We start from the raw sequence: 18,747 nt of genomic DNA, 5'->3' as shown, positions 1-18,747 counted from the left end.
ATATGGAATTTTGGTTAATTGTAAGTAAATTAATTGTCTTTATATATATTGTGTTTAGTTACATTTATTTAAATGTAGAGAACTTACCATGGATTATACTTACTTTGCTTTTATATCTTTCTGTAAACGTTCTGATTTCTATATTTAAAAAAGCTACGTACAAAAACATATTAACTTGCGTATCAATTGGTCTAGTTATGTTATTTACATGGAAGATTCATTCGTTCTTTATTTTGTTTTTACCATTGAACTTATATGAAATTATATTCCGTTATATAGAGAAGAAATGGCAGCTATTTATCATTATGATGATTCCTATTATTTTTACAAATGAAAGCATTCGAATGACATACGGATTAATTGTTGCATTTTCTTTCCTCGTATTAATTATGGCAGAACGGTATATATCGCGCTTATTAAAGCTTGAATCACAAAATGATAAGATGCGAAAAGATATGCAGCGATTGACGAGAAGCTTACATGAAAATAAAGAGTACATAAGGCAATCAGAATACACATTTAAGTTAGAAGAGAGAAATCGACTTTCTCAAGAAATTCATGATAAAATTGGCCACTCGATGACGGGTGCATTAATTCAAATGGAAGCAGCAAAGAGATTAATGGGGATAGATAAAGAAAAATCTGCGGAGTTATTACAAAATGCAATTCATATTTCAAAAGATGGAATTGAAAGTATTCGCATTACATTAAAAAATATGAAGCCACCAACTGAGCAAATTGGCATTCACCGCATGAAATTATTCATAGAGGAATTTGCCGGTAAGAATGATGTGAATATTCCTTTCGTGTACAAAGGGAACCTAGATATGATTTCTCCCATTCAGTGGAAAATTATCGGTGAGAATGTTACAGAAGCACTAACAAATGCAATGAAATATGCTGATGCGACAGTCATTTCTATAGATATTCATGTACTTAACAAGATGGTAAAGGTACAAGTGAAGGATAACGGAAAAGGGGTAGCTCTTGTTAAAAAAGGTCTCGGTATTATGGGGATGGAGGAGCGAACGGCGTCTGTAAACGGAAAAATTATTGTAGATGGGACAAGTGGTTTTTCAGTAACGATGTTGTTGCCAATATAAAGAGAATGGTACGAGGATGAACCATCTCATATGAAAAAAGTGAATATTCTCATGTGAAAAGAATGAACTTCTGCACTGAGCAGGTTCATTCTTTTTGTTTATACTAAAAGCAGAGAAACCGAAATAGGGGTGAAAATGATGAATACATTAGAAATTAAAAATTTAACGAAAAAATTTGGTGATTTCATCGCAGTTGATAATATGTCTTTATCTATTAAAGAAGGAGAAATATTTGGCTTTTTAGGATCAAATGGTGCTGGTAAGAGTACAACGATAAATATGATTGCTGGTTTGTTAAGAAGTAATGAAGGTGAAATTAGCATACTAGGAAAAAATATAAAGAAACATAATCGATTTGCGAAAATGAATATCGGTATTGTTCCGCAAGATATTGCGATTTATGAAGAGCTAACTGCCTATGAAAATGTGAAATTTTTTGCTGGATTGTACGGATTACGAGGAGCCGAATTAAAAGCTAGGGTAGAGGAAGCTCTTCAATTTGTAGGACTTAGTGATAAACAGAAAAGCTATCCGAAGAACTTTTCTGGTGGTATGAAAAGGAGATTGAATATTGCTTGTGCAATTGCACATAGACCGAAGTTAATTATTATGGATGAACCGACAGTTGGAATTGATCCACAGTCAAGAAACTACATTTTGCAGTCAGTACGTAAATTAAATGAAATGGGAAGTACAATTATTTATACGAGTCACTACATGGAAGAGGTAGAAGAGATTTGTACGAAAATAGCGATAGTAGATCACGGTAAAGTAATTGCAGAAGGAACGAAAGAACAGTTAAAAGCAATTATTACTGACACGAAAGATATTTGGATTGAAGTGAAATCGGTAGAGAATTTAGATGTAGAAAAATTAAAAGAGATAAACGGTGTGAAAGCAGTTCAAATTGAAGAAAACGTAATTAAAGTGAATTCTGATGCGGGATTAAATAATTTAAATAAAATCATTCAACACTGTATCAATCATGATATTGAAATTCGTTCATTAGAGGAGCAGGCTCCCAACTTAGAAACAGTATTCCTTACATTGACGGGAAGAAACTTACGAGATAAATAAAAAGTAAATGAAGAAAAGGTAAAGGGAGGTTCATCAATTGAACATCTTCAATATTGCAATTATGCATATTAAAAGAGATTTCAGAGACGTAAGAACTTTAGTTTTTATGTTAGCATTTCCGATTGTGCTTATGCTTGTGTTAGGAACAGCGTTAAGTAATGCATTTAATAGTGATAGTCAATCGATTAAGGATATACAAGTGCTATACAAAGATGAAGCGAGTAGCACATTTTCTCAATCATTTGAAGCATTTACGAAAGAAGTCGATAAATCAGGTATTCATTTTAAAAAAGCTTCCAGCAGTATAGATGGGAAAGAAGAAGTGAAGCAAAATAAATATGCTGCTTATGTAGAGTTAAATAAAGATGGTGCAAAATTTTATGGAAGTGACAAAAGTAGTATTGAGGGAAGTATTGTGGAAGGAATGCTTACAACATTTGTTGATAAGTACAATGTAGCGGTCGAAGTTGCAAAAGTAGATCCTACTAAGGTGAACACAGTTATTTCAAACGGAAATCATAATGATTATATAAAAGAAACATCCTTACAAGCTGCGAAAAAACCAGGTTCTATGGATTACTATGCGGTTGTAATGACAACGATGATTGCACTATATGCTGCGATGGGGGCGAGTTCTTTAATTCGAGGAGAACGAATACGTAAAACAGGAGATCGTCTCATTGCTGCACCTATAAGTAAAGCTGAAATATTCATTGGAAAAGTACTTGGTAGCCTAGTAGCAAATGCCCTGTGCATATTACTCGTCATGTTATTTAGTAAATTTGTTTTTCAAGCGAATTGGGGCGACAATCTTGGAATCATATTTCTTATTTTATTAACACAAGTTTTTCTAGCAATTAGCTTCGGTTTAGGAATCGGATATATTACGAAAACAGCTGAAGCGTCTAGGGCAATTATTATGGTTGTTGTGCAATTAGCTTCTATTTTTGGTGGTGCATATTTCGTAGTAGAAGAAAATTTCGTTACGAATTTATCACCATTAACGTGGGCAAATACAGCTGTTATGAAAATTATTTATGCGAATGATGTAGGGGCAGCGCTCCCAGTCATTTCTTTAAACCTTGGAATATCAGCACTCTTTTTATTAATTGCGATTATTGCATTACGTAGACGGGAGGGGCTATAGTATGAAGGATATTTTATGGCTCATACAAAAAACGTTATCTGTGCTTTTGAAAAATAAAAAAAGTTTACTCATTATAATTAGCTTGCCGATAATAGGGACGCTCATTTCCTTCTCGATATACGGAAATGCAGGGCAAGGAACGTTAAATATTGGGATTGTAAATAAAGAAAATGAGCCGATAGCAAATGATACGATAAAGTTTTTAGAAGGATTAAATCATGTGAATGTAAGTAAGGTTAAGGAGTCTGAAGTAGAAGATAAACTCACTTCCAAAAAACTTGATGGAGTTATTACGTTAGATTCTGGGTTTTCAAAAAGTGTTCGAGAAGGGAAACCAGATCATATTGAAATTTCATCGATTAAAGGTGATCAAGTAACAGGATTTATAAAAACATATTTATATAATTATATTGATAATATAGCAGCTATTAGTAAAGTAGCAGGAACAGATCAAAGTATATTTGATAATATGTACGCAGGATATCAAAAAGGTTCATTTAAAATGAAAACTGAGACGCTAGAAGATACTTCGAAAAATAAAGATATGACAAATCAAACGATGGGTTACCTTATTATGTTTATGCTGTTTTCAGCAGCGAACTTATCAGGTCATATTTTAAAAGAAAAAGAGAATAGAACGTACTTTAGACTATTATCAACGCCGATAGATGGGAAGAAATTCATATTATCTAATGTCGGGGTAAATATGATAATACTAACAGTACAAATTTTGATTACAATCCTATTCCTAACGAATGTTTTTCATACGAATATCAATATGCCTTTCATAGTGATGATGGGCGTACTAATGCTATTTGCATTAATCGCAATTGGAATATCATTAGTCCTTGTAGCTTTTTCGAAAAACTCAGCATCGGCAAATGCGATGCAAAACATGGTCATTGTACCAACATGCTTACTTGCTGGATGTTATTTCCCATATGACATTATGCCAAATGCAGTACAAAAAGTAGCTAATTTTCTTCCGCAGCGCTGGTTGTTAGATACAGTATCAAAACTACAACAAGGAATACCGTTCTCGGAGTTGTATTTAAACATTTTAATTTTATTTGCCTTTGCAATTGCGTTCTTCTTAATTGCGATTTATAAGTTTGGAAGAAATAATGATGCGAGGAATTTTGTTTAATGTGAAAAGGTGTGGCTTAATGCCATACCTTTTTTGTTTGTAATTTAGAGTATCTTTTGTAATATAGGAATGCTTTTGTAGAGCACTTCGTTATGTGAAGCATGCACAACATATTTATTTCCCTCTAGAAGAAAAACGCTATGTAAAACAGCGTTACCGTCACCATGTTTTGTAAGTAAATCACCGACGACTTTGCCGTCTGTCCATTTCAGTTTGGAGTGTGAAGGGATAACTTGTAAATATTGAATTGTTTCCTCTTCATCTCCGGCAATGAGTGTAGTTTCAATACTTCTTTTTTGTATAATAAATCTATTTTCATTTAATGTATCGAGGAAAGGGTTTTTCGTTTGCATATTACTATAAGGAAGAAATGTAAGAGAAGAGTCAGATCTTATAAATAAATAATTTCCGTAATCTTTACAAGGAATAACATCTTGTAATCCTGGAAAGTAAAGATGTATCGCCTCAACCTTATTCATTTTATGTAAGATGCTTAAGTAACGAATATATTGTTCCATATAAAAATGAACGATATTTATTTTAGAAGAGGCATGGATAGGGAGACTACCTCCAGTCCAATAACTATAATTTGGTGGAGATCCAGCGTTTGGTGTGCAGAGTATTATAAGTTGATTCACATCATTTTTATATGTTTCACTTTGAACGTAAGAACGTCCAAGAAGCCCGCCCATACTATGACACATTAGATTTAGTTTATCGCACCCTGTAATTTTTTTAGCATAGGCAATCGTTTGTAATAAATATTTTTGTGTAGAAAAAACAATGCGCTGCCGCCAGTCATAAAAACAGATGAACAAGTCTTTATTTCGTTCGTACCCTATACTTTCTAACATCATGATGAATGGTTCGTAAACAAATGCAGAAAGTCCAAAACTCCAATCACCAGTACCTGGAATAATAATATTACTCATTGAACCGAAAAGACCTGGGATAAAAACAATAGGGATTTTTCCTCTTTTCATATTTCTCTCTCCTTTAATCGTTTGGTATCAATAGAAATACATTTCGTATGAAAACATATTTAAATGAAACACTACAGAGTAGAAAGTAATTTGATTGGAAGGAAATCAAAATGATTAAAAAAATATTGCGAGTTACTTCTATTATTATTGCTATTTTTGTTTTTATTTTAATTTGGATGCATATCGATGTTACCTTAGGTAGGAAAATGGAAGCTGGGAAAAACATGCCGACAGAGTATGCATCTCACTATAGTGACTTTCAATTATATGTAGAAGGAAAATCATTATATGAGCAGCTATTTGAAGATATAAAAAAAGCGAAAAGCTCCATCTACACTTATTTCTTCATTTTGTCGGATGATAAAAGTAGCCATACTTTTTTAAACTTATTAAAAGAGAAGGCAAAAGAAGGAGTAAACGTTTATTTATCAGTTGATCGCATTAATGATTTATCATTTGAAAGGAAGATGATAAATGAATTGCGGGAAAGTGGTGTACATTTTACATATAGTAGAAAACCTGCATTGCCATTCGGATTTTATTCACTTCATCATCGGAATCATCGCCGTATTACGACAATTGATGGAGAAATTGGCTATACAGGCGGATTTAATATAGGAGATGAGTACTTAGGGAAAGATAAGCGATTTGGATATTGGCGTGATTATCATGTGCGGCTTAAAGGAGAAGGAGCAAAAGATTTAGAACAGCAATTCGCTTTAGATTGGAAACGAGATACGAAAGAAGAGATAAAGAGGAGTACGAATAACGCTAGTAAAGGGAATACATTACATACTATGACTAGTTACAATGGGCATTACGTCGCTGAAACATATATACAGTTAATAAAGCAAGCGAAGCATTCAATCGTCATTACAACACCTTATTTTATAGCGAAAAATAAAGAATTAATGAATGCTTTAATTGAAGCGCAAAAACGTGGTGTTACAGTAAAAATACTTTGGTCATATAAACCAGATATCCCCCTTATTAAAGAGGCGGCATATCCGTACATACGTCAAGCTGTTAATAACGGGATTACGGTATATGGTTATAAAAAAGGGATGTTTCATGGAAAGTTAATGCTAATTGATAATGAGTTAACTGTTATAGGTACAACAAACTTTACTGCCCGTAGCTTCTATATAAATGATGAGATGAATTTGTATATTCATGGCGGGACTATCGTATCGGACGTGAATAAAGCATTAACAGAGGATTTTCGTGATTCAAAAGAAATGACGAAAGAGTTTTTTGAGAAGTTATCTTTTTGGGAACGTTGTAAGGAAAAAGTGGCGGGATTGGTTGATTTTTATTTGTAACGATGAATTAGGAAAGGGTGCCTACAAAAGGCACCCTTTTTGGTGGGAAATCATTATTTCTCATGCACCAGCATCGTAACATCATCATTGATCAATGTCCCCACATGTTCGCCTAAACATATTTTCTTCATGACCCCAGGCTCATCAAAGTTAAAGACATGTGCTGGTAAATTGTAGTCCCTGGCAAGCAGTAATGCCGCTTGATCCATAACTTGTATATTTTGTCTAACAACATCATTATAGTTTAGTTTGCTGTACATTTTTGCTGATTTATTATGCTTTGGATCACTTGTAAAGACGCCATCGACACCCTGTTTTGCGACTAATATGGCATCACTATTCATCTCAATGGCTCTTTGTACACTTGGATAATCTGTCGTCACGAACGGTTGGCCGTTACCGCCTCCAAAGATAACGATATAACCGTTATCTAAATGGTGGACTGCACGCAAGCGAATGTATGGTTCAGCTACTGCATTGAATGGAATGGACGTCATAACGCGTACTTCTCTATTTGTTTTACTTGTTAAAACACCGCGAAGCATTAAGCTGTTAATGATTGTACCTAGTGTACCGATATTATCAGCTTCTACGCGATCAATTCCCCATTCTTCAGCTAGATGACCTCTAAAAATGTTACCGCCACCGATGACGATGGATACTTCGATACCTAAATCAACAATGGATAAAATTTCGTTTGCGATATGTTCTAATCGTTTGGAGTTAAAGCTATTTCCAGTTTGATCGGCAAGTGCACCGCCGCTTAATTTAATTAAGACACGTTTATATGGTCTCATAACAATTCCCCCTATATAGATCGCAATAAAAAAGGAACAAAGGCGAATGCCTTTGTTCCTTTTTAAGAAAATGAAAAAGAAAAGAAGAAGATAGGACGAATTGTTTTGTATAGTTTTTCATAACATCCACTCCTTTTCATTTTGATTTGTTGTAAGTATATATCTTTTTGATTATACGAAACAATCTGATTACTTATCAAGTTTATTTTATCGTTTTTTTACAAAATGGTGTCAATGAAAAAAAGAAGAAAAATATTCGAATTTTTTGTGACAAACTTGTAGGTTTTTGTATGATTTTGTAGGTTCGCTTATAAGATGTGTGAGTAGCTTTTATAAATTCAAATTGAAAGCGTTCGCATGAAGGGGATGAACATAAATGAAAAAATTCGGATTGGCAACACAAATTTTTGTCGCGCTTGTTTTAGGGATTGTAGTAGGGGCAGTCTTTTATGGCAATAAAACGGCGATTTCTTATATCACACCAATTGGGGATATATTTATTCACTTAATTAAGATGATTGTAGTACCAATTGTTATTTCAGCATTAATTGTTGCAGTAGCTGGTGTAGGAGATATGAAAAAGCTTGGGAAACTGGGCGGTAAGACAATTCTTTATTTCGAAATTATTACGACGATTGCTATTTTAATGGGATTACTTGCAGCGAATATATTCCAACCAGGTACTGGTGTTGATATGAGTAATTTACAGCAAAGTGATATTTCTTCTTATAAACAAACAGCAGATGCAACGGAGAAGAAAGGTTTTGCTGAGACAATTGTTCACATTGTGCCGAAAAACGTATTTGAATCGATTGCACAAGGTGACCTATTACCGATTATATTCTTCTCAGTATTATTCGGCTTAGGAGTTGCGGCAATTGGGGAAAAAGGAAAGCCTGTTTTTAACTTCTTTGAAGGTGTACTCGAAGCAATGTTTTGGGTTACAAATCAAGTTATGAAATTTGCACCATTTGGTGTATTCGCATTAATTGCCGTTACGGTTGCAAAATTTGGTGTAGCAACATTACTTCCGCTAGGAAAACTAGTGCTAGCTGTATACGTAACTGTTATACTATTCGTTGTGATTGTATTAGGTATTAATGCACGAATGGTTGGAGTAAACATTTTTACATTAATAAAAATTTTAAAAGAAGAACTGATTCTTTCGTTTACGACAGCAAGTTCAGAAGCTGTTTTACCTAATATAATGAGAAAAATGGAAGAGTTCGGTTGTCCAAAGGCAGTTGCCTCTTTCGTAATTCCGACAGGTTATACATTTAACTTGACTGGATCGGCTATTTATCAAGCGTTAGCGGCATTGTTTGTTGCACAAATGTACGGTGTGCACATGTCACTAACGGAGCAAATAACGTTATTATTCGTTCTCATGTTAACATCCAAAGGTATGGCGGGAGTTCCAGGTGCATCGTTCGTTGTTGTATTAGCAACGTTAGGTTCAATGGGGCTACCACTAGAAGGTATCGCGTTAATTGCGGGAATTGACCGCATTTTAGATATGATTCGCTCATCTGTCAATGTATTAGGAAATGCATTAGCGGCCATTGTTATGTCGAAGTGGGAAGGCGAATTCGATAATGAGAAAGCAAAACAATATGTAGAAACAGTCAAAGAAACAAAAGCAGCATAAGAAATCGTTAAGGAGTGAATAATCATGGCAACATTAACTGAAGTTAAAAATGGTGTTCGAATTGAAAAAGATTTTTTAGGTGAAAAAGAAGTACCAAACTATGCATACTATGGCGTACAAACAATGCGTGCAGTTGAAAACTTCCCAATTACAGGATACAAAATCCATGAAGGTTTAATTAGAGCATTCGCAATTGTAAAAAAAGCAGCAGCACTTGCTAATACAGATGTAGGAAGATTGGAATTGAACAAGGGTGGCGTGATCGCAGAAGCTGCTCAAGAGATTCTTGATGGAAAATGGCATGATCATTTCATCGTAGATCCAATTCAAGGCGGAGCAGGTACTTCAATGAACATGAATGCAAATGAAGTCATTGCCAATCGTGCTCTTGAATTATTAGGAATGGAAAAGGGAGACTATCACTATATTAGTCCAAATAGTCATGTAAACATGGCGCAATCAACAAATGATGCATTCCCAACGGCGATTCATATCGCAACGTTAAATGCATTAGAAGGCTTATTACAAACGATGGGTTATATGCATGATGTATTTGAATTAAAAGCAGAACAATTTGACCATGTTATTAAAATGGGTCGTACACATTTACAAGATGCTGTGCCAATTCGTCTTGGACAAGAGTTTAAAGCATACTCTCGCGTACTTGAACGTGATATGAAACGAATTCAACAATCGCGTCAACATTTATATGAAGTAAATATGGGGGCAACTGCAGTTGGTACAGGCTTAAATGCAGATCCAGAATATATTGAAGCAGTTGTAAAACATTTAGCTGCAATCAGTGAATTACCGCTTGTTGGTGCAGAAGATTTAGTAGATGCGACACAAAATACGGATGCTTATACTGAAGTATCTGCAGCACTTAAAGTATGTATGATGAATATGTCTAAAATTGCGAATGACCTTCGCTTAATGGCATCAGGTCCACGTGTTGGTTTAGCAGAAATTATGTTACCAGCTCGTCAACCAGGTTCATCTATTATGCCAGGGAAAGTAAACCCTGTTATGCCAGAAGTTATTAATCAAATTGCGTTCCAAGTAATTGGTAATGACCATACAATTTGCCTTGCTTCAGAAGCAGGACAATTAGAATTAAACGTTATGGAACCAGTACTTGTTTTCAACTTACTGCAATCAATTAGCATTATGAATAACGGTTTCCGTGCCTTTACAGATAATTGCTTAAAAGGAATTGAAGCGAATGAAGATCGCTTAAAAGAGTATGTTGAGAAAAGTGTAGGAATTATTACAGCCGTGAACCCTCATATCGGTTATGAAGCTGCAGCTCGCGTTGCGAAAGAAGCAATCGCGACAGGGCAATCCGTTCGAGAACTTTGTGTTAAAAATGGTGTACTGTCACAAGAAGACTTAGAGTTAATTCTAGATCCATTCGAAATGACACATCCGGGGATTGCAGGAGCAACTCTTTTAAAGAAAAATTAAAAGAAGAGGGGGACAAGCCCCTCTTTTTTGTTTACAATATAGAAATGCTATATATGAATAGAGGTAGGGATGTTATGAGCAAGTTTACAGTAGCTTCTAATGGTGCATTAGAAACAACATTAAGAGGAGCAGAAGTATTATCAACACCACTTTTAAATAAAGGGGTAGCTTTCACACAAAATGAAAGAGAAGAGTTAGGTTTAAAAGGGTTATTACCACCAGCGGTTTTAACGTTAGAAGAACAGGCACGCCGAGCATACGAACAATTTAGTTCTCAGCCGGATGATTTATTAAAGAATGTATACTTAACTGCGTTACATGATCGAAATGAAGTATTATTTTATCGTATATTAACAGATCATTTACGTGAAATGTTACCGATTGTATATACACCAACTGTCGGTGTAGCAATTCAAAGATATAGTCATGAATATCGTAAACCACGTGGTGTTTATTTATCGATTAACGATCCATCAGGTATTGAAGAAGCATTCACCAATATTAGTGCAACAGCTGAGAACATTGATTTAGTCGTTGTAACAGATGGAGAAGGCATATTAGGAATTGGTGACTGGGGCGTTGGTGGTATTAACATTGCAATCGGAAAATTAGCTGTTTATACGGCCGCAGTTGGAATCGATCCTAGCCGCGTATTACCGGTAATTTTAGATGTAGGTACAAACCGTGAGGAACTATTAAACAATCCATTTTATATTGGAAATCGTCATCCTCGTATAACAGGTGAAGCTTACGATGAATTTATTGATACGTTTGTACAATCAGTAAATAAACAATTCCCGAAAGCACTTTTACATTGGGAAGACTTTAGCTCTCGTAACGCACGAAAAATTTTAGATAAATACCGTCATGACGTTTGTACGTTTAATGATGATATTCAAGGTACTGGTGCAGTTTCACTTGCCGCAGTATTATCGGCAGTGAAAGCTTCTGGTGTACCATTAAGTGAACACCGCGTTGTTGTATTTGGTGCTGGTACGGCTGGAATCGGTATCGCAGATCAAGTTAGAGATGCGATGGTCCGCGTAGGCGTATCTGAAGAAGAATCATATAAGCGTTTCTGGTGTATTGATCGTAACGGGTTAGTTACAGATAATATGGAAGATCTTCTTGATTTCCAAATTCCGTACGCAAGACAAGAAGCGGAAGTAAGTGAGTGGAAGCAAAATGATGTGATCGGACTTGCTGAAGTTGTGAAACATGTAAAACCGACAATTTTAATTGGTACATCAACTGTTGCAGGCGCATTTAAAGAAGAGATTATTAAAGAAATGGCTTCTCACGTAGAAAGACCAATCATTTTACCAATGTCGAATCCAACACCGCTTGCTGAAGCAAAACCAGCAGATGTAATCGAGTGGACAGAAGGAAGAGCGTTAGTTGCAACAGGAAGTCCATTTGAACCAGTTACATATAACGGTGTAACGTATGTGATTGGACAATCAAATAATGCACTTATTTTCCCGGGGCTTGGTCTTGGAACAATTGTAGTACGTGCAAGCGTTATGACGGATGGAATGTTCGCAGCAGCAGCTGAAGCAGTTGCAAGTATGGTAGATACAAGTCAGCCAGGAGCACCTATTTTACCAGAGGTCGAAGAATTACGTAATATCTCAGAAATGGTTGCAATTGAAGTAGCGAAAGTTGCAGTTGCAGAAGGTGTTGCAAGAGTGAACTTAAGTGATAACGATATCAAGATGGCAGTGAAAGAAGCAATGTGGAAGCCAGAGTATCGCCAAATAAAAGCGGTAGAAAAGGTTAGAATATAGAAACGAAGCCCGTTTATAACAATAAGCGGGCTTTCGCTTTTACTACTGAAAAAAGTATAGGAAGTGGCACCTTTGAATTGGAATCAATTATGGAAGAAAGATATGTCCCTTTTAATTATATTAATGGTCGTTGTTCCGATTGCTGGGGAGCTGAACTTTCATCCCTTTAATGATACGTTTCGAGTTAGCTTCGGTACACCGCTATTCTTCTTTTTATTATTATTTTTAAGAAGAGTACCAGCAGGAGTTGCAGGTATTCTTGTTGGTATATCTGTAGTCTTATTCCGAGTATGTCTTGACTGGATTATGCAAGGTTCATTTTATATGACAGAATCATTTTATTTGCGTTATCCTGTGTTCTTCTATTATTTTATTTATGGCAGTCTTTTTTCGCTTTGCAGGGTAAATAAGTTCCATCAGAAACCAATCATTATTGGATGCCTTGGAATTTCAATTGAAATTGTTGCAAGTATGTCAGAACTTGCGTTTTATCACATGTTAGTACTCGGTACAACAATAACGATTTCTGAAGTAAATAAACTTATTATTATTGCTATTTTTCGTAGTTTCTTTGCACTTGGTTTTTTAAATATGATGAATTTATATGAAACGAAATTAAAAGAATCGCAAGTTCGAAAAGAAAATGAAAATATGTTAATGCATCTTTCTAATTTATATGTGGAATCTGTTCATTTGAAAAAGACGTTACAAAATGCGGAGTTAATTACACAAGAAGCATATCAACTATATCGGAATTTACAAGTAAGCGCTGATTCAAATAGTAAAACAGCATTGAAAATAGCAGGGGAAGTGCATGAAATAAAAAAGGATAATCAAAGGATATTTGCAGGATTATCTAAACTGTTATTAGATAAAAATGTGGCTGAATATGTAGAAGGACATGAGTTAGCAGAGATGATTGTTAGAATAAATGAGAAGTATGCTGAAATGCTAGAAAAGGATATACGTTTTTCTAAACATATAGAAGGTGAGCATGCTGCATACCATGTGTATACAGTGCTATCAATTTTTAATAACTTAGTTGCGAATGCTGTTGAAGCAATTGAAGATAAAGGTTTCGTTATTATTAAGCTATATAAAAGAAATCAGCATATATTTTTTGAAGTAATTGACGATGGGCCTGGTATTACACAAAAGTATAAGAAATTAGTATTTAAGCCAGGATTTACTTCCAAGTATGATCAAACGGGAACACCGTCAACTGGTATTGGGCTTTCTTACATAAATGAAATGGTAACAGAGCTAGGCGGAGAAGTGAAATTAGAAGACCGAGAAAATAAAAGAGGATGTAAGTTTATCGTTTGTTTACCGGAGGATAGTTTAAAGCGGGAAGGGGAATAGATTTGTTTTATTATATCGTAGACGATGATGAAGTTTTTCGTTCGATGCTTTCGCAAATTATTGAAGATGGAGATCTTGGAGAAGTAATTGGTGAGGCGGATGACGGAGCTTTTATTGAAGCCGATCAACTAAATTTTAAAAAAGTAGATATTTTATTTATTGATTTGTTGATGCCGATGAGGGACGGAATTGAAACAGTTCGTCACATTGCATCAACTTTTACGGGGAAAATCATTATGATTTCTCAGGTGGAATCGAAGCAGCTTATAGGTGAGGCATATACACTTGGTGTAGAATATTATATTACAAAACCATTAAATAAAATCGAAGTTGTATCTGTTGTACGCAAAGTGATGGAGCGTATTAGATTGGAGCGTTCTATACATGATATTCAAAAATCATTGAATAACGTGTTTCAGTGGGAAACACCGCAATTGCGTACTGAATCAGTGCAAGAAGGAAAAAAGATAGGGGATTTAGGGCGCTTTTTACTATCAGAACTCGGTATTGCGGGAGAGAATGGAAGTAAAGATTTACTTAGTATGCTGGAATATTTATATGGTCAAGAAAAGGCACAGGCATTTGAGTTTGGCTTTCCTGCGTTAAAAGAAATTTTTCATCATATTACGATAAGGAAATTAGGGGATATAGCTTTAGATGCGGATATTGATAAAGAGAAAAAAGCGTCTGAACAAAGAGTACGTCGAGCTATTTATCAGTCGTTAAATCATTTGGCTTCTTTAGGATTAACAGACTTTTCAAATCCAAAATTTGAAAGCTATGCTCCAAAATTTTTCGATTTCACTGTAGTTAGAAAACGGATGACAGAAATGACGAAAGATGAACTCGCACCTTCTGGTCATACGCGAATTAATACGAAGAAGTTTATTCAAGTGTTGTATTTTGAGGCGAAGAGGTTGATGGAGATAGAGTGAAAAAGATGCTTATAAATAAGCATCTTTTTTGTTAAATCAACATTTTATATTTTCTCGTGGAGCATGTAAAATGTTAAGTAAGAGAAAATGGTTTTATATTAAGGAAGTGTCAAAGCGATGAGTTTCACATTGAATAAATCGATTATTAAAGAAGTGTGCGGAGAGACCTCATATAAAAGAGGTGAAGCCTATTATAAATCAAATAAAGTGATAATAAATCATTATGATGAAAATAAAGAAATTTGCGAGGCGACAGTAAAAGGGAACGAGGATTTCCATGTTACAGTAGAAAAAGCTAAAAAGGGTGATGTTGTTGCGAAATGTAGTTGTCCTTCATTAGCGTCTTTTCAAACGTACTGTCAACATGTTGCAGCAGTATTAATACAAATAAACTATAATCAACAAACAGGTGGAATGAGCTCCACTAGTAACAGAAGCGATCAATTGACAAGTGGTATGTTTCAGCTGTTTGCAGACAAACCACTGAGGCCAAAAAGTAAACAACACCGTTTTGATACACGTGAAATATTAGATGTTGAGTTTATATGTAGACCAGTAGCTACGAGAAGTGGTGGGGCTCTACTTGGAATTCAATTGAAACTTGCCAAAGTGTATTTCATAAATCATATTAGAGAATTTCTTTCTAAGGTGGAGAAAAGAGAGTTTTTTCATTGTTCAAATGAATTTACATATACACCAGATGTACATAGTTTTAAACAAGAAACGGATGCAATTATTCAGCAGCTCATTAAAATGTATCATAACGAAAAAATGTATGAGGATGCGCTAGAAGTACATGCGAAACAAGATGAAAGTATGATATTTATACCACCAGCTTCATGGAAAGATATGCTCTCTTCACTTTCTAAAGTTGAATATGTACAGCTGAAACAAAATAAACAACTGTTTCAGGGATTACAAGTTTCAAAAGGTTTGTTGCCGTTACACTTTGAATTTACGAAGGGAAATAATGGCGGATTTACACTTCATATAGATGGTCTAAATCGTGTACAAGTTATGGATATGTATAACAATGCACTTTATGGTGGGAAATTATATCACTTACACATTGAAGATTGTATGCGACTTATTGAATTACAAAAGATGATGAGTCGCTCAAATAGTAATCAGTTTTATATTCCAGAAAGTAAGATGGAACATTTCGTCGTGAAAGTTGTACCAGGATTAATGAAGCTCGGAACCGTACACATTGATGAAGTAATATCGGATCGTGTTGAAACACCTTCGCTAAAAGCGAAATTGTATTTAGACCGCGTGAAAAATCGCTTATTAGCAGGTCTTGAATTTCACTATGGGTACGTCATGATTAATCCGCTAGAAGAGGATGGACAGCCGTCTGTTTTTAATCGTGATGAGAAAAAAGAAAAAGAGATTTTAGACATTATGAGTGAAAGTGCCTTTGCAAAAACAGAAGGCGGTTACTTTATGCATAATGAAGAAGCTGAGTATAACTTTTTATATCACGTTGTGCCAACATTAAAAGGTTTAGTTGATATTTATGCGACGACAGCAATCAAATTGCGAATTAGTAAAGGGGATGCAGTTCCTCTTATTAGAGTGAGAAGAAAAGAAAGAATTGATTGGTTGTCATTTCGTTTTGATATAAAAGGAATACCAGAAGCAGAAATTAAAGGTGTATTAGCGGCCCTTGAAGAGAAACGTAAATATTATCGATTGGCGAATGGTTCGTTTTTATCGCTAGAGAGTAAAGAGTTTAATGAAATTAATCAGTTTATAAAAGAATCAGGTATTCGGAAAGAATTTTTACATGGAGAAGAGGTAAATGTTCCGCTTATTCGAAGTGTAAAATGGATGAACGGACTTCATGAAGGCAATGTTTTAAGTTTGGATGATTCTGTTCAAGAGTTAGTAGAAAACATTCAAAACCCGAAAAAATTAAAGTTTGCTGTGCCAAATACTTTAAATGCAGAAATGAGAAAGTATCAAGTATATGGGTTCGAATGGATGAAAACACTTGCTCATTACCGTTTTGGCGGTATTTTAGCAGATGATATGGGACTTGGAAAAACGTTGCAAAGCATTGCTTTTATAGATTCTGTTTTGACTGAGATTCGAGAAAAGAAACTGCCAATATTAGTCGTTTCACCATCATCTCTTGTTTATAATTGGTTTAGTGAATTGAAAAAATTCGCCCCGCATATTAGAGCAGTTATTGCAGATGGAAACCAAGCAGAGCGCCGGAAAATTTTGAAAGATATAACGGAATTTGATGTCGTAATCACGTCATATCCATTACTGAGAAGAGATATAAGATTATATGCAAGACCATTTCATACACTATTTCTTGATGAAGCACAGGCGTTTAAAAACCCTACAACGCAAACGGCAAGAGCTGTGAAAACAATTCAAGCTGAATACCGTTTCGGACTAACTGGTACACCTGTAGAAAATTCATTAGAAGAGCTATGGTCTATCTTCCATGTCATCTTCCCGGAATTATTACCAGGAAGAAAAGAGTTCGGTGATTTAAGGCGTGAAGATATAGCGAAGCGAGTGAAACCATTCGTATTAAGACGATTAAAAGGGGACGTATTAAATGAGTTGCCAGAGAAAATAGAGCACTTACAATCATCGGAGTTATTACCCGATCAAAAGAGTCTCTATGCTGCTTATTTAGCGAAGTTAAGGGAAGAAACGTTAAAGCATTTAGACAAAGACACGTTACGTAAAAATAAAATTAGAATTTTAGCTGGTTTAACGAGATTGCGACAAATTTGTTGTCATCCCGCTTTATTTGTTGATGATTACAAAGGAAGTTCAGCTAAATTTGAACAACTGTTAGAGATTTTAGAGGAATGTAGAAGTACAGGGAAGAGAATATTAATTTTTTCTCAATTTACGAAGATGCTTTCCATTATTGGTCGTGAGTTAAATCGACAAGCAATTCCATACTTTTATTTAGACGGGAGTACACCAGCGCAGGATCGTGTAGAGCTGTGCGATCGGTTTAACGAAGGAGAAGGAGATCTATTTCTCATTTCTTTAAAAGCTGGTGGTACCGGACTTAATTTAACTGGTGCAGATACAGTAATATTATATGATTTATGGTGGAATCCAGCTGTTGAACAACAAGCGGCCGATAGGGCGTATCGAATGGGACAAAAAAATACAGTGCAAGTTATAAAGCTAGTAGCTCAGGGAACAATTGAGGAGAAAATGCATGAACTGCAAGAAAGTAAGAAAAATTTAATCGCTGAAGTGATTGAGCCGGGAGAAGAGAAATTGTCCTCAATCACAGAGGAAGAAATTCGAGATATTTTAATGATTTAATACAAAAAAAGCTATGCCTTCAAATTTATGAGGGCATAGCTTTTTTGTTGTAATAATTATATTTTGTTTTGTACAAAGTAAAGAAATCAAATGTTATTTAAATTACTTCTTTGTACCTTTACTTTTGTATGGTTTGGCAGCTGCCTTTTTCTTTGCACTTGATTGCCAACGGTTCCATCCTTTACTTCCTGTACCTTGTCCTACACCTTTTTTCGGTTTTGCTTTCGTTTTACTCATATGATCACTCCGTTATATAAAAATCTTATTTGATAATAGTCAATGATTTAGAAAATACTCTTTATAAATGACTATGATTGCTTTAAGTAAAAATAAACTGCTTGAATGCTATAGTATATCATGAAATTGCAAGTAAACTGAAAGGAATTATAAAGAAAATGAAAATAATAAGAAATACTGCGGATTCTATATTCCGAACGATCACATTAATTGTTGTGTATACGTTAGTTTCGGTCAGTGAAACATTTTTTGGATTGACGAGGCAGAAAAAGTAAAGATGTTAAATTAACAACAATCAATAAAGCCGTAAAATAAAGAATTGAAAAACATTTTAAAACTTTTTGTTGACTTTCTTTATTTTTTGTATAGAATAATCATTAATAAAATGTTTCAGAGATGTGACAACAAAACGACTATGAAAGGACG

14 protein-coding genes and 1 other annotated feature (1 of these 15 cut by a window edge) are annotated in these 18,747 nt (G+C 34.8%); of the genes, 11 read left to right on the top strand and 3 right to left on the bottom strand.

Going from position 1 to position 18,747, the window contains the following annotated elements; all coding sequences use genetic code 11:
• Positions 1 to 2 precede the first annotated feature (2 nt).
• The 4 genes from MR170_RS06055 to MR170_RS06040 all read left to right on the top strand — a co-directional run bounded on the left by MR170_RS06055 (position 3) and on the right by MR170_RS06040 (position 4,474).
• Complete coding sequence (locus MR170_RS06055) at positions 3 to 1,103, top strand: sensor histidine kinase (protein WP_242307717.1); 1,101 nt, start codon at positions 3 to 5, stop codon at positions 1,101 to 1,103.
• A gap of 138 nt (positions 1,104 to 1,241) precedes the next feature.
• A complete protein-coding gene (locus MR170_RS06050) occupies positions 1,242 to 2,180 on the top strand; it encodes an ABC transporter ATP-binding protein (protein WP_001093818.1) in 939 nt (312 codons plus the stop codon).
• A gap of 37 nt (positions 2,181 to 2,217) precedes the next feature.
• Positions 2,218 to 3,327: an ABC transporter permease gene (locus tag MR170_RS06045; protein ID WP_242307715.1), complete on the top strand. Its 1,110-nt coding sequence runs from the start codon at positions 2,218 to 2,220 to the stop codon at positions 3,325 to 3,327.
• Between the two features lies 1 nt (position 3,328).
• The gene (locus tag MR170_RS06040) at positions 3,329 to 4,474 is read left to right on the top strand and encodes an ABC transporter permease (RefSeq protein ID WP_098628965.1); all 1,146 of its coding nucleotides are present in this window, start codon (positions 3,329 to 3,331) and stop codon (positions 4,472 to 4,474) included.
• Positions 4,475 to 4,518: 44 nt separating this feature from the next.
• Here MR170_RS06040 and MR170_RS06035 read toward each other — a convergent pair whose 3' ends face one another.
• Positions 4,519 to 5,457 (bottom strand): esterase/lipase family protein, encoded by a 939-nt coding sequence (locus tag MR170_RS06035; RefSeq protein ID WP_242307714.1) that lies wholly within the window; start codon positions 5,455 to 5,457, stop codon positions 4,519 to 4,521.
• Between the two features lie 110 nt (positions 5,458 to 5,567).
• On the opposite strand from MR170_RS06035, the gene cls reads away from it, so the two are divergent.
• The gene (cls, locus tag MR170_RS06030; protein WP_061666802.1) at positions 5,568 to 6,779 is read left to right on the top strand and encodes a cardiolipin synthase; all 1,212 of its coding nucleotides are present in this window, start codon (positions 5,568 to 5,570) and stop codon (positions 6,777 to 6,779) included.
• Between the two features lie 53 nt (positions 6,780 to 6,832).
• Here cls and pyrH read toward each other — a convergent pair whose 3' ends face one another.
• Positions 6,833 to 7,576 carry a UMP kinase gene (pyrH, locus tag MR170_RS06025; RefSeq protein WP_001248059.1) on the bottom strand — a complete coding sequence of 248 codons (744 nt, stop codon included), beginning with the start codon at positions 7,574 to 7,576 and terminating at the stop codon, positions 6,833 to 6,835.
• Between the two features lie 376 nt (positions 7,577 to 7,952).
• On the opposite strand from pyrH, the gene MR170_RS06020 reads away from it, so the two are divergent.
• The 6 genes from MR170_RS06020 (at position 7,953) to MR170_RS05995 (ending at position 18,084) form a co-directional block, all read left to right on the top strand.
• The gene (locus MR170_RS06020; RefSeq protein WP_000713291.1) at positions 7,953 to 9,224 is read left to right on the top strand and encodes a cation:dicarboxylate symporter family transporter; all 1,272 of its coding nucleotides are present in this window, start codon (positions 7,953 to 7,955) and stop codon (positions 9,222 to 9,224) included.
• Positions 9,225 to 9,248: 24 nt separating this feature from the next.
• Positions 9,249 to 10,688, top strand: coding sequence for an aspartate ammonia-lyase (aspA, locus tag MR170_RS06015; protein WP_000224200.1), 1,440 nt, complete (start codon positions 9,249 to 9,251; stop codon positions 10,686 to 10,688).
• A 74-nt stretch (positions 10,689 to 10,762) separates the two neighbouring features.
• On the top strand, positions 10,763 to 12,475 hold the full coding sequence (gene malS, locus MR170_RS06010; protein ID WP_242307712.1) for an oxaloacetate-decarboxylating malate dehydrogenase: 1,713 nt from the start codon (positions 10,763 to 10,765) through the stop codon (positions 12,473 to 12,475).
• Positions 12,476 to 12,538: 63 nt separating this feature from the next.
• On the top strand, positions 12,539 to 13,837 hold the full coding sequence (locus tag MR170_RS06005) for a sensor histidine kinase (protein WP_080681731.1): 1,299 nt from the start codon (positions 12,539 to 12,541) through the stop codon (positions 13,835 to 13,837).
• Positions 13,838 to 13,839: 2 nt separating this feature from the next.
• Positions 13,840 to 14,772 carry a response regulator gene (locus MR170_RS06000; protein ID WP_016082107.1) on the top strand — a complete coding sequence of 311 codons (933 nt, stop codon included), beginning with the start codon at positions 13,840 to 13,842 and terminating at the stop codon, positions 14,770 to 14,772.
• A gap of 117 nt (positions 14,773 to 14,889) precedes the next feature.
• Positions 14,890 to 18,084: an SNF2 helicase associated domain-containing protein gene (locus MR170_RS05995; protein ID WP_242307710.1), complete on the top strand. Its 3,195-nt coding sequence runs from the start codon at positions 14,890 to 14,892 to the stop codon at positions 18,082 to 18,084.
• Positions 18,085 to 18,186: 102 nt separating this feature from the next.
• Here MR170_RS05995 and MR170_RS05990 read toward each other — a convergent pair whose 3' ends face one another.
• Entirely contained in the window at positions 18,187 to 18,321 is a 135-nt protein-coding gene (locus MR170_RS05990) for a DUF3934 domain-containing protein (RefSeq protein ID WP_000047588.1), read from the bottom strand.
• A 406-nt stretch (positions 18,322 to 18,727) separates the two neighbouring features.
• Positions 18,728 to 18,747 (top strand) — a binding site (T-box leader) (it continues 239 nt past the right edge of the window).

Origin of the sequence: Bacillus cereus group sp. BfR-BA-01524 (assembly GCF_022662595.1) — a bacterium.
Lineage (GTDB): Bacteria > Bacillota > Bacilli > Bacillales > Bacillaceae_G > Bacillus_A > Bacillus_A thuringiensis_S.
The sequence above is the reverse complement of the archived record's forward strand: the minus strand, read 5'-3'. Positions and strand labels throughout refer to the sequence as shown.